Origin of the sequence: Litchfieldia alkalitelluris (assembly GCF_002019645.1) — a bacterium.
Lineage (GTDB): Bacteria > Bacillota > Bacilli > Bacillales > Bacillaceae_L > Litchfieldia > Litchfieldia alkalitelluris.
Genome location: NZ_KV917374.1, coordinates 1,018,365 through 1,030,805, shown reverse-complemented (window position 1 = coordinate 1,030,805; position 12,441 = coordinate 1,018,365). Strand labels below are relative to the sequence as shown.

At 36.9% G+C, this 12,441-nt stretch carries 10 protein-coding genes; 1 reads left to right on the top strand and 9 read right to left on the bottom strand.

Annotated features, from left to right (window positions below):
* Nucleotides 1–263: 263 nt before the first annotated feature.
* The 7 genes from cccB to hpf form a co-directional block, all read right to left on the bottom strand.
* A complete protein-coding gene (cccB, locus tag BK579_RS04695) occupies nt 264–602 on the bottom strand; it encodes a cytochrome c551 (protein WP_078543871.1) in 339 nt (112 codons plus the stop codon).
* Between the two features lie 62 nt (nt 603–664).
* Nucleotides 665–1,531, bottom strand: a complete 867-nt coding sequence (locus BK579_RS04690; protein WP_078543869.1) for a YitT family protein — start codon at nt 1,529–1,531, stop codon at nt 665–667.
* 361 nt (nt 1,532–1,892) lie between these two features.
* Entirely contained in the window at nt 1,893–3,386 is a 1,494-nt protein-coding gene (locus tag BK579_RS04685) for a methyl-accepting chemotaxis protein (protein WP_078543867.1), read from the bottom strand.
* 895 nt (nt 3,387–4,281) lie between these two features.
* Nucleotides 4,282–5,380 (bottom strand): peptide chain release factor 2 gene (gene prfB / locus BK579_RS04680; RefSeq protein ID WP_235848342.1). Its coding sequence is split into 2 segments (ribosomal slippage): nt 4,282–5,316 and nt 5,318–5,380, totalling 1,098 coding nucleotides; the frame shifts between segments, so codons are not numbered across the junction.
* Between the two features lie 71 nt (nt 5,381–5,451).
* Nucleotides 5,452–7,962, bottom strand: coding sequence for a preprotein translocase subunit SecA (gene secA, locus BK579_RS04675; protein WP_078543864.1), 2,511 nt, complete (start codon nt 7,960–7,962; stop codon nt 5,452–5,454).
* A 273-nt stretch (nt 7,963–8,235) separates the two neighbouring features.
* Entirely contained in the window at nt 8,236–9,180 is a 945-nt protein-coding gene (locus BK579_RS04670) for an HD-GYP domain-containing protein (protein WP_169891067.1), read from the bottom strand.
* A gap of 213 nt (nt 9,181–9,393) precedes the next feature.
* Nucleotides 9,394–9,951 (bottom strand): ribosome hibernation-promoting factor, HPF/YfiA family, encoded by a 558-nt coding sequence (gene hpf / locus BK579_RS04665; protein ID WP_078543862.1) that lies wholly within the window; start codon nt 9,949–9,951, stop codon nt 9,394–9,396.
* 527 nt (nt 9,952–10,478) lie between these two features.
* On the opposite strand from hpf, the gene BK579_RS04660 reads away from it, so the two are divergent.
* The gene (locus tag BK579_RS04660) at nt 10,479–11,528 is read left to right on the top strand and encodes an HD-GYP domain-containing protein (protein WP_078543860.1); all 1,050 of its coding nucleotides are present in this window, start codon (nt 10,479–10,481) and stop codon (nt 11,526–11,528) included.
* A gap of 148 nt (nt 11,529–11,676) precedes the next feature.
* Here the strand turns inward: BK579_RS04660 and BK579_RS04655 are convergent, their stop codons facing one another.
* Nucleotides 11,677–12,027, bottom strand: a complete 351-nt coding sequence (locus BK579_RS04655) for a flagellar protein FliT (protein WP_078543859.1) — start codon at nt 12,025–12,027, stop codon at nt 11,677–11,679.
* A complete protein-coding gene (fliS, locus tag BK579_RS04650; protein ID WP_078543857.1) occupies nt 12,027–12,428 on the bottom strand; it encodes a flagellar export chaperone FliS in 402 nt (133 codons plus the stop codon). The genes BK579_RS04655 and fliS overlap by 1 nt, the downstream gene beginning before the upstream one ends.
* Between the last annotated feature and the right edge of the window lie 13 nt (nt 12,429–12,441).

The window sequence follows — 12,441 nt, the reverse complement described above, 5'->3', positions numbered from 1 at the left end:
GGCGGTTTTTTCTGAATGCGGCCACTTTCTGGGCTAATACGGCGTACGAGATTATACGGCGACTCAGCTATTCAGCCTTCATTATCCGGCGGTCCTCGCCTGAATCGGCCACTTTCTATGCTAAACGGCCGGACCACACTGATCATACGGCGACTCGACTCCGCCATTCGAAATTTTGATTATCCCTCAAATATCCCCAAGGAAAGTAACTCAAACAAACAAAAAAACACCAAACCGAAGTCTGATGTTCCCAAAACTACTACTTACTTTTTCTCCGCTAACCACTCAGCCACTGCAACAGCATCTGGTCCAACGATGATTTTGCCTCGCATTATGCCTTTACCCTCTTCTATGATCGACTCAATCTCTTCTTGACTATATGTTGAGCCAATAGCTGTTAATGCAGGTCCTACACCACCACTTAGATCTTGACCATGACAGGATCCGCAGTTTTGTCTATAAATTTTTTCTGCATTTACAGTAGCAGTGTCTCCACCACCTGTATCTTCACCTACAGGTTCTGCAGCATCATCACCGCCGCCTCCACATGCAGCTAAGACAAGTACTACTCCAAATAAAAGACCTAATAATTTCATTTTCATTATGTACTCCCCCTTTAAAAATTACTTATAATCATGGCTATTATACCCCAAACATGTTAAGATCATGCTTTTTTAAAACCCTCACCAAGTACCTCTGATGCATCAGTAACAATTACAAATGCAGCAGGATCAATACTTTTAACAAGTTGTTTCAATTTTGTGAACTCGCTTTGATCAACCACACACATGAGAATAGGACGTTCATCATCAGTATACCCACCAATAGCAGAAAGTCTTGTAACACCTCGATCAATTTCGTGGATGATTCCTTGACGTACTTTATCTTGATGATTTGTGATGATGATTACCATTTTTGAAGTCCCTAATCCAATTTGCACAAGATCGATTGTTTTACTTGTTACAAATAGAGCAATCATGGCATATAAGCCACGTTCTATATCAAATACGATGGTTGCAGTAAGAACAATTAATCCATCAATAAATAGAACAGACCGGCCTAATGTCATACCCGTGTATTTATTAATAATTTGAGCAGCAAGATCTGTTCCTCCTGTCGAGCCATTCCCTCTGAAAACAATACCTAACCCAAGACCTACTCCAATTCCACCGAAAAGTGCGCCTAATAATGGATCCAAAGTAGCTGGTTGCATATCTCTAGAAAGATAGACAACTAAGGGTAAAAAGATTGTTCCCACAAGAGTTTTTACCCCAAACTGCCCACCAAGTAAAATGAGTCCAGCAATAAACAGTGGAATATTTAAACCCCACTGTACATATGCAGGCTCGATTCCAAAAACTGAAAAAGTAATAATACTAATTCCACTAACTCCCCCAGATGCCACTTGGTTAGGTAATAAGAATAAATTAAAAGCTAAAGCTACAAATGCAGAGCCAATAAGTATGTACATAAGTTCTATTATAAGATGAAGAACTGGATGTTTCTCACCTCTATATCTTCTTTTTTTCATTACCAAATCCTCCTACTTACCATATAGATAATAGCCTCCCGAGAGTATAGCATGAGGTTCTATTACAAGTAAACGCCATCCTGATGACGTGATAAAGTACTAAAATAATCCTCTTTATTCTTTGATTAACTCCTGGCATTTAGTCTTTTTTAAAGATCTTTTCTAAAAACTGTCGCTAATTGATCTAGTTTTAATAAAATTAAACTTTTTTTCAGGAATCTGGCTTTTGTCTAAGAAGATTTTTATAACTTTGAGCTTTTAAATTCACTATGAACTCAATAGAGTGGCATCTTTTCGTCTTAAAAAAACAAAAATGCCTATCTGATTCACTAGATTGAAATGAATCAGACAGGCACTTTACTTATTTGTCGTTTGTATACAAACCAATTAAACGATTGGTCGCTTCATCTGTTTCCTGGATGGAAGATACAAGATGAATATTTTGGGTGTTTTGTGTGTCGATTGAGGCAGCAATTTCCTCAAGTGATGCGGAAGTTTCCTCAATTACTGCAGCAAACTCACTAACAGATGTTTCAATCATTTTTGAAGAGGTACTTAAATTTGCAGTCATTACTTCAAAGTCTTCAACTGTTTTGGTTAGATTGGTCACCGTTTGGTTGATTAGCGAGAAGACATGTAATGTATCCTGTGTCATTGTTACGCTTTCTTCCATTTTATGAGCATTTTCATTCATTTGATTCTGAGTAACAACCGCACTTTCATTAACTGCTGATAGATTTTGAGAAATTTGATTCGCTGTTCCTGATGTTAGTTCAGACAACTTGCGAATTTCAGATGCAACTACAGCAAATCCTTTTCCGCTTTCTCCTGCTCTTGCTGCTTCAATGCTTGCGTTTAAGGCTAATAAATTCGTTTGTGATGCAATAGCTTGAATTGAATCTGCGAACTTGTTCGTTTCATTGATTTTTGATGCTAGCTCTTGCATATTATATGACATTTCTTGGATTGCTTTTTGGAATTCTAAAATGGTTGATAAAAGACCTTGAATCGTCTCAGAACCACTTGTAGAAGCATTGGATGTCTCAACAGTCTGTTCATTTAAATTAGCCGAAGATTCAACAAACTGTTGAACTACTTTATTTAAGTTCTCGATCGAGATTGTGATGGTTGAGGCCGATTCAGTTTGTGTATGCATACCCGCTGAAATCTCCGAGATCGCCATTGTCATTTCATTAAATGACTGCATTTGGCCTTCACTTTGTTCCCTTATCATTGATAAGTTCCCACTAATTGTTTCGGTATTACTCTTAATATCTGCGGACTGAGTTCTTTGAAGCTCTAACATTGCTTCAGTTTGTTCCTGTAATGCGCGAATATCATCATTCATTTTCTTTGTCACCGTACTTTGGAAGAACAAAGCCATAACAATGATGCTGAATAACAAGTAATAAATAACAATCGTTTTCGCGTCCAATTCAAAAGCGCTTGCTTTTTGAAAAAAGAAGAACGCACTTAAGGCCAAACTTGTAAAAAGACCTACTATAAGTAAAGAACGCAAATTATAAATTGCCATAGCTGTTAACAGATAAAAAGGGATTAACATCATTGTGATTGAGTCTGACGTATTCATTATCAAATATAATACAGATGATAAACCAAAGAGTGCAATGTATGGTGTCTGATTAACAAATTTTTCCTTTTTAATTAAGAAAGCTAATAAAAGTACAAAGAGTCCACCACTTATCGCAATAGTGAGAATGAGGTTTAAGGGTTGCTTTAAAGCAATTTCTACGATAACGGCCAATAAGATAGAAATGAGTGTAACAACTAATATTAATTTATTCTTCCTAGTGATATCTAGTTTTCTTAGTTCTATGTAATTCAGTTTTTCCATCGGCTATAATCCTCCAAAGATAGTCTATTAATTTCATTTTATATTTAGTGGAGGGAATTTGTAAGTAGGCGTCTGTATTTGTCGAAAAATAAAATGGGGAAAACAGGACCTTTGTCCTAGTTTTGTCAAAATAGAAATATAACGTCTACCCTGAAAAATAACCTAGGTTAGTGAGTTGCATTCGCTGCGATCCACACTGAGGGGTAACCATATTCATTCACCATGGAGCGAAATACCTATTTAGCATGGATGTCTACCCTGAAAAAAGAAATGCTGAAGGCGCTCGTTCATCGGCGACAGGCATAAGACGAGCCGGCTAGAAGGTTGCTTTTTAACCTTCTTGCCGGATTGACTTATGACCCCGAGCCGATAGCGCCTGAAGCTAGACACTAAGTTAAGTATAATTTTTCATACTCCATGGTGCTAATTTTAATTAGCATAGATGTCTACCCTGAAAATAACTAGCCTCACAATTTCATTCGCTGCAGTTCACTCGCTTTCCGCGGGGCGTGCGGTGAGCCTCCTCGTCGCTTTTTGAGCTCCTGCGGGGTCTCACTTTGCCCGCTGTATCCCGCAGGAGTCGAGTGACCTTCCGCTCATTCCAACTAGGTGAGCACTTTTTCATGCTCCATGGTGCGAATATTGAATCAGCATGAATCTACCCTGAAAATAACCTTGTTAGTGGAGTTCCATTCGCTGCAATCCACCTGCTTTCCGCTGGGCGGTTCGTGACCGCACATCCCGCAGGAGTCGAGTGGTTCTCCGCTCATTCCACATTAGGCGAGCGGCACTCTATTCATTAAATCTCGCTAATCCTGAGCTAGCAAAAATTTAAAATAGCCTCAACTCTCATTTACAAAAAAAGAGGCAGATTTTAGGTCTGCCCCGGTACTTTTTATAATTTTGATCGAAGGTATGCGTCGATGAATGGGTCTAGGTCTCCGTCCATTACACTTTGAGTGTTACCTACTTCTGTGTTTGTTCGGTGGTCTTTTACCATGGAGTATGGGTGGAAGACGTATGAACGAATTTGGCTGCCCCAACCGATTTCTTTTTGCTCACCGCGAATTTCATCTAATTGTGATTGCTGCTCTTCGATTTTTAATTGATAGAGCTTTGCTTGCAGCATTTTCATTGCTCGTTCACGGTTCTTAATTTGAGAACGTTCTGTTTGACATGTAACAACTGTGTTTGTTGGTGTATGGGTAATACGAACCGCTGAATCGGTTGTATTAATATGCTGTCCACCTGCACCACTTGCACGGTATGTGTCAACTTTCAGATCTTCTGTGCGAATGTCGATTTCGATTTCATCATTAAACTCTGGCATTACTTCGCATGACACGAACGAAGTGTGACGACGACCTGATGAATCGAATGGTGAAATACGAACAAGACGGTGTACACCTTTTTCTGCTTTTAAATAACCATAAGCATTATGGCCTTTGATTAATAAAGTGACACTTTTGATTCCCGCTTCGTCACCTGGTAAATAATCTAGAGTTTCAACCTTAAAGCCTTTGCGCTCAGCCCAGCGTGTATACATACGAAGTAGTAACGAGCCCCAGTCTTGAGATTCCGTTCCACCTGCACCCGGGTGAAGTTCGAGAATCGCATTATTTTTATCATATGGCTCACTTAATAGTAGCTGTAATTCAAACTCGTTCATGTTTTTAACAAGCTCTTTAATTTCTTGGACAAGCTCTTTTTGAAGCTCAACATCTGGCTCTTCTTTCACTAACTCGTGTGTAAGAAGTAAATTTTCATACGAGTCATCTAGCTCATTGAACTGGTTAACCTGTTCTTTTAAGCCATTGGCCTCATTAATTACCGTTTGTGCAGCTTGCTGATCATTCCAAAAGTCAGGCGTTGACATGAGCTCGTCTAACTCATTGATACGAGCTTGCTTTGCTTCTAAGTCAAAGAGACCCCCTAAAGTTCTCTAATCGTTTTGCAGTTTTATCTAATTCTTGTTTTATTTCAACTAATTCCAATTCATTTCACCTCATTAAAATTTTCGCACTAACACAAACTTAAGGTGAGAGGAATACTCTCACCTTAAAAATTACTTACCACAACACTGCTTATATTTCTTGCCACTGCCACAAATACAAGGATCATTACGGCCAATATCAACCGCTTTGGTTACAGGCTTCTTCTTCGGCTTCTCGTCACCCTCTTTAGGATGAACCGCTGTTTGGCCCTTTGCCACCTCTTGACGCTCTAGGTTATTACGGATTTGGGCTTTCATAATATATTTTGTTACTTCTTCTTCAATTGATGCAATCATATTTTCAAACATTGCATAACCTTCCATTTGATACTCACGTAGAGGGTCTGTTTGACCATATGCACGTAAATGAATGCCTTGACGAAGATTATCCATTTGGTCAATATGATCCATCCACTTCGTATCAACCGAACGAAGAACAATTACTTTTTCAAATTCACGCATTTGCTCTGAAGTCAGCTCTTCTTCCTTCTCATCATAGCGTGTTTTAACTTTATCGAAGATCAACTCGATCATTTCTTCAGGTTCTTTCCCTTTAAGGTCCTTCTCAACTACTTCGCCTTCTGATAAAAGATTGGCATTCACATAGTCGACAATTCCTTTCATGTTCCACTCTTCAGGCACCTCTGACGCAGGTGTGTAGAGTCCAACATTGTGGGTAATCGATGAACGAATCATTTTTTCAACCACATCACGAAGGTTTTCAGAATCAATAACCTCATAACGTTGGCTGTAAATGATTTCACGTTGTTGACGTAATACATCATCATATTGTAATAACTGCTTACGTGCATCAAAGTTATTTCCTTCAACACGTTTTTGAGCAGATTCAACCGCTCTTGATACCATCTTACTTTGGATTGGCTGATCATCATCCATTCCAAGACGTTCCATCATTGATTTCATGTTATCTGAACCAAAGCGACGCATCAGTTCATCTTCCATTGAAAGGTAGAATTGTGTTACCCCTGGATCACCTTGACGACCTGAACGACCACGAAGCTGGTTATCAATACGTCTTGATTCATGACGTTCTGTACCGATAACAGCAAGTCCGCCAACATCAACTACACCTTCGCCAAGCTTAATGTCTGTTCCACGTCCAGCCATATTCGTTGCAATCGTCACTGCATCCTTTTGACCGGCATTCTCGATAATTTCAGCTTCACGAGCATGGTTTTTCGCGTTTAAGACATGGTGTTTAACACCTTTCTTCGTTAAAAATTTAGAGATTAACTCAGATGTCTCAATCGCGACCGTTCCAACAAGGACCGGCTGCCCCTTGAAATGGCGCTCAGCAATGTCCTCTGCAACTGCACGGAACTTGCCTTCAATTGATTTATAAATTAAATCCGGACGATCATCACGAGCAATCGGACGGTTCGTTGGAATCACGACTACATTCATATTATAAATGTTACGAAATTCTTCTTCTTCCGTTTTCGCCGTACCAGTCATACCAGCTAGTTTCTCATACATACGGAAATAGTTTTGGAAGGTAATCGTTGCAAGTGTCATACTTTCATTTTGGATTTCCAAGCCTTCCTTCGCTTCGATTGCTTGGTGTAAACCATCACTATAACGACGGCCCTTCATTAGACGCCCTGTAAATTGGTCAACAATGACTACTTCGCCTTCATCAACCACATAATCAACATCACGGAACATACTTGCGTGTGCTTTTAATCCTTGATTGATGTGGTGAATTAACATGACATTTGAGATATCAAATAAATTCTCAATTCCAAAGGCTTGTTCAGCTTTCGAAATTCCTTCTTCTGTTAACTGAACACTTTTTGTTTTTTCATCATATGTGTAATGCTCTTCCACCTTCAACGTACGAACAAACCCATTCGCTTGAACATAAAGAGAAGCTGATTTTTGAGCCGTACCTGAAATAATTAATGGTGTACGTGCTTCATCAATTAAAATTGAGTCAACCTCATCAATTACTGCATAGTAAAGTGGACGTTGTACCATTTGTTCACGGTAAAGAACCATGTTATCACGAAGGTAATCAAAGCCAAACTCATTATTTGTTCCATATGTGATATCAGCACGATATGCTTCTATTTTTTCCTCACGTGATAATCCATTTAAATTCAAACCAACTGTTAATCCTAAAAAATCATAAAGTTGACCCATCTCATGAGCATCACGACTTGCTAAATATTCGTTTACTGTAATCACGTGAACGCCTTTTCCAGTAATCGCATTTAAATAAACAGGCATTGTTGAAGTTAGCGTTTTACCTTCCCCTGTTTTCATCTCAGAAATATTTCCTTCGTGTAGCGCTACACCACCCATTAATTGAACCGGATACGGATGTAAGCCCAATACACGTTTTGCCGCTTCACGTACTACAGCAAACGCTTCGACTAACAGATCATCCAGTGTTTCACCTTTTTGATAACGCTCTTTGAATTCGTCTGTTTTTAATCGTATTTGTTCATCTGATAAGCCTTCCATTTGTGGGCGGAGTGCCTCAATTTTATCAGCCAGTACTTCAAGCTTCTTAACCTGGCGTTTATTCGAATCAAATACTTTGTTTAAAAGTCCAAGCATTAAAAACGCTCCTCTATCCATTGATTAGTATATATAGCATTTAGTATACCATTTTAGTATGGTTATTTAATATAGACTTTCATCACCAATGATCTACTTCTAACCAAGGGTGAAGAAAAAGAAGACAATTTTGAACATTTAGTTTAGAAAAATTATACTTCTTTTATATTATCACTATCTCACATACGGAACAACTTCTAACCAAATACAAAAGGTCTCTACCGTTATGGTGGAAACCCTTTTGTTTACTATTTAAGAAAGCATGGCATCTTTTCAATCAAGAATGTTTATACCTTCTCTGTCAATAATTCGAACAAAAGCATCAACAACCTTAGAATCATAATGTTTTTGTTTATTTTTAACGATTTCATTAACAGCATATTCAACACTATTTTCGTTCCTGTAGACCCTATTAGAAGTCATGGCATCAAAAGAATCTGCGACACCAATTATTTTAGCAACCATTGGAATCTCATCTTTTTTTAACCCTTCAGGATAACCACTTCCATCTTCTCTTTCATGATGATAAAGGATTGAATCTAATACACTATTCTTTTCAAAGAAACTTAAATCCTTTACCATCTCATATCCAATTGTAGGATGGGTTTTTATCACGTCATATTCATCTTTTGTTAGCCTTGATGGCTTGTTCAAAATTGATTCAGGTATTCCTATCTTTCCAATATCATGTAATAATGCCCCTAATTTTAAATCATTGCAAAAATTTTCCGAGAATCCCATTTCCTTTGCAATTTTCAGAGAATATCTTGATACATTTGATGAATGAAACGCAGTATATTTATCTCTCGAATCTAACGCTTTCGCAAAAGCGGTGGTAACCCTTATAAGATTTTCTTTCTGCTCTATATATTTTTTAACCAAGGATGAAACAGCCATCCATATTGCAAAATAGCTTAACCATTGAAAGATGCCAATCTCTAGCTGTTCAATTGGAAAGCCACCTGGCGAAAAAGAATACCTGCAAAGAGTTACCAATAAACTATTAAAAATACCTTGAATCACATTTGAGAATACTAGTCCCAAAAATACCATGGCAAGACTATAGATCCCTATTAAACTTCTTTCATTATATACTGTTGCATCAACCCATATCCCTGCAGCAAATAGAACAAAGAAAAGGTAACGATAGCAAATAAAAAATTTTATAATTGGATGTAAGTTTGTACTTTTATGAACAAATCGATTAAATAATGTCAATAATCTCCACCACTCATACGATAAATCCCTCCCTAATATGTCCAATGCCTGTTTACAGTTTATTACATATATAGACATTTTACTAGGATAGATGAGTGAAGATTGAATCACTGTAGGTAAAAGGAACTACTTTCAATCAATTATTACAGATTATGAGTTCCTTTAATTATAAAAGGGCCAATCCGAAATTCTTCAGATTGACCCTTGGATTATTTAACTTGGTTCAATAATTCCATATTTTCCATCATTACGACGATAAACGACATTTGTTGAGTTGGTTGATGCATTTGTATAAACGAAGAAGTTATGTCCTAACATGTTCATTTGTAGGATTGCCTCTTCACTGTCCATTGGTTTTAAGTTAAAACGCTTTGTACGAACTAATTCAAAATCATCACTTTCTGTTTCAGGCTCTTGAACCGCTGTTTTACTTTCACCATTCGTAAAGAATGAACGAGTTGAACCTTGTTCACGGAACTTGCGGTTAACTTTTGTTTTGTGCTTACGAATTTGACGCTCTAATTTATCGACCACTAAATCAATCGCAGCATACATATCAAGATTAGATTCTTCAGCGCGAAGAACTAATTGAGTCATCGGGATTGTTACCTCTATCTTTTGTTGTTTGTCATTATACACCTTTAAATTCACATGTACATTTGCATTTGGAGTACCGTCAAAATAACGTTCTAATTTACTAAGTTTCTTCTCAACATACTCTCGTAATGCTGGAGTTACCTCAATGTTTTCACCGCGGACGTTGTAATTCATACATGAACTCCTCCTTTTAAGTCGACCAATCTACGATTAGTCCTAAAACTTGAGTTTTCCTTTGTTCCCTTTAAAATCAACTAAAAGTGAAGCAAAGTGAAATAGCTTGATAAACAAATGAAATTATTTACTTGTTTATTTTAGCTATAATTACTTATTCTCTTTTACCCGTTTAAAATCCTTCTAAACTTCCAGAATATTTGTTGCAAAATTGTGACAAATAGCCCTTTCTCTATTAATACTATTTATATATTCATTATATCCACTAACTCTGGGAAATATTGTACTTTTTTTGACGATTCTCTGAATTAATTGCAATCCCTTATCAAGCTATAAAACTACAAAAATAAGACTAATTAACCAAGTAATTTAGACTATCAAAATATTTTTCCAAAATATTCAACTTTTTTTTTACATTCCTGCCATGTTCATTGTAAAATAGAACTACTACGATGTTCATCACATTGAATACGAAACGGAAAAAATAAAGCCAATGACATTCAATAATTTATTGGAGAGCTTATCATATGAAAACAAACAGCTTCGAAATATCGTTTGAGCTAGTTGGCCAACAGTTAGGTCAGGATATCTATTCTGACCAGGGCATTCTACTCTTAAAGAAAGGCATCACCCTCACAGAAACACATATTGTGCTTTTACATAACTATAAGTTTGGAACACAAGTTGAGATCATAGCTCCAACCCGTTCCAATGATAAGTTAAATGTGAAAATGCAGAAGCTTTATGATGAGAACCTTGCTGAAATTAAAGACTTGTTCCAAAACATCAGTCTGAATGACAGCCCTCCCATTAAAGAGCTTATTAATGCCTATCAGCCATTGATCGACCAAGCGATTGATCATACTGATTCGATTAATTATTTGCATGGAATTAAAGACTATGATGAGTATACATATAGACACAGTATTAATGTAGGAATGATTAGTGCTGTTATTGGTAAATTACTAGGCAGGACAACAAAAGAAATATCGTTATTAGGTCAAATGGGCTTATTGCATGATATCGGAAAAACAATGGTTAGTCCTGAGATCTTAAATAAACCCGGAAAGCTTGATAAAGATGAATGGGAAGAGATTAAGCGTCATACCATCTATGGATATAAAATTCTTAAAGAAGTTCCTGATTTAAATATTCACATCCCCGCTTCAGCACTTCTACATCATGAACGAATTGATGGAAGCGGATATCCGAATCAGGTAAAGGAAAAAGATTTACCATTCCTTGTTCAGATTTTATCAGTCGCAGATACTTACGACGCCATCTCAACTGAACGAATCTATCAAGCGAAAAAACCTGATTTTGTTGGTATTAATATACTTGTAGAAGAAGCTTATAATAACAAACTAAATCCAGCTATTGTCTTTCCATTTGTCCGCTATCTTATGAGACAATATTTACGGAAACAAGTCACTCTTAATACTGGAGACCATGGGGAAATCATATTCATCCATGATGATGAACCACACCAGCCTCTCATTGTGACAAATGATGAATATATTGATTTAAGAAAAAATAGAAAACTACAGTTGTTTGATGTTGTAAAAGAGCATGCATAATACGCTAATATAAAAAATCATCCTAGTGAGTTTAGGATGATTTTTTATATTTATGAATGATGAGGGAGCAAACCATGAAATAGTACCTCTACCAATTAAATTCTTGGGACTAGAAAAAGACTTAGAAAACCAAGCCTTTTAATTTTTGTTATTTTTTTCGGTCGAAAAACATTCCATCATCATTAGCTAAAGATTGATATGGATTTACGTACTTAGTATTAGTCTCTTTTGTCTTGTTAAGTTGATTTAAGTCAACTTGTATTTGGACTTTTAGCGCTTTTAATTTCAAATCAATATTTTCTTGAAATGCAAGCATTTCTTTCCCTAATATCATTTCCGCTTCGGTGTAGGGAGGCTTCATCTCTTTCATCAGAGCATCGCGCAGATCAAGAAGCTGATTAATTTCTTCGATATGTTCATCTCGTTCTTCTTTTGTAACTTGTTTCTGAAGTAGTTTTACAAGTTGAAGGGTTACATGATAAAGAGATTGAACACTCACTACGCTAATCCACCTGTAGAAGGTTTAGCTTGACGATTTAATTGAATCGCTTCCTTCCAAGTGTTACGAAAATCTACAACATACTCTTCCACTTCTTTTAAAATCTCAAGGTCGTTTTTCATGTTTGCTTCCATTAGACGACGGTTCATATACTCATACATACTTCTTAAATTCTGGGAGATTTCAAAATCCATATTAAGCGTGATCGTTAACTCGGTAATAATGTTTTGCGCTTTTTGAAGGTTTGTATTTTTTTCTTGAATATTGCCTTCCTCCATGGCTTTACCAGCAAGGTTGATAAATTTTAAGCAGCCATTATAAAGCATAAGTGTTAACTCACCAGGTGAGGCTGTTGTGGCAGCATTGGTTTGATATTTTTGGTATGGATTAAGTGTTGCCATTTGTTTTCCACTC

Bases quoted from the DNA above. Each gene is read 5' to 3' on its own strand.
- cccB (WP_078543871.1), bottom strand. From the start codon at position 602: ATGAAAATGAAATTATTAGGTCTTTTATTTGGAGTAGTACTTGTCTTA.
- BK579_RS04690 (WP_078543869.1), bottom strand. From the start codon at position 1,531: ATGAAAAAAAGAAGATATAGAGGTGAGAAACATCCAGTTCTTCATCTT.
- BK579_RS04685 (WP_078543867.1), bottom strand. From the start codon at position 3,386: ATGGAAAAACTGAATTACATAGAACTAAGAAAACTAGATATCACTAGG.
- hpf (WP_078543862.1), bottom strand. From the start codon at position 9,951: ATGAATTACAACGTCCGCGGTGAAAACATTGAGGTAACTCCAGCATTA.
- fliS (WP_078543857.1), bottom strand. From the start codon at position 12,428: ATGGCAACACTTAATCCATACCAAAAATATCAAACCAATGCTGCCACA.
- BK579_RS04660 (WP_078543860.1), top strand. From the start codon at position 10,479: ATGAAAACAAACAGCTTCGAAATATCGTTTGAGCTAGTTGGCCAACAG.
- secA (WP_078543864.1), bottom strand. From the start codon at position 7,962: ATGCTTGGACTTTTAAACAAAGTATTTGATTCGAATAAACGCCAGGTT.